Raw genomic sequence first — 577 nt, forward strand, 5'->3', positions numbered from 1 at the left:
GGTCACTTTGTGCCAAATGGTTGAATTTCTATCGATATGAAACAAACCTTCACCACAGTTCAATGTTTGTGATTTAATAAACTCTTCTCTTTCTGTACAGTAGAGTTTACTCGTTCCTCCGTCAATATTGTATTTATCAATAATTAATGCTGATACAATATAGTCACATCCATCCTGATGTAAGCCCTCTGGCGAATTGCAGACCGAATTCATTGTATTATCAATAATCAAAGACATCTGATGACAGGTAACTTCAACCTTTTCTATTTTTTGCCCATGCTCACATTCGCACAGCATTTCGACGAAACTCCTTATGAGCTTTTTTAATATAAGTGAATGACTTATTGCCGGGTCCATTGGCGGGAATTGACGTTTTAATTGCCTTAAATCTGAGGGGTAGTCAGCATGTTGAGTAAAGTTAGTTAATTCTGGGCAGGCAATATTACTGACTTCCCATTGATTATTAATGTATTTAACAATAAATCGGCTAATGCTTCTTTTTCTAAAAGGTTTATAGGAGTAAAAAATTTGTCTATCTATATCAGATAAACGCAATATGAGTTTTTGAATGTTTGGT

The 577-nt window shown here is 34.7% G+C and carries 1 protein-coding gene; it reads right to left on the reverse strand.

Features of this window, described 5'->3' with window-relative positions:
- On the reverse strand, nucleotides 1–577 hold a 577-nt coding region (locus V1952_RS22415), incomplete at both ends, for a 2OG-Fe dioxygenase family protein (protein WP_420075619.1).

Source organism: Yersinia sp. 2542 StPb PI (assembly GCF_048593855.1).
Classification (GTDB): Bacteria; Pseudomonadota; Gammaproteobacteria; order Enterobacterales; family Enterobacteriaceae; genus Yersinia; species Yersinia enterocolitica_E.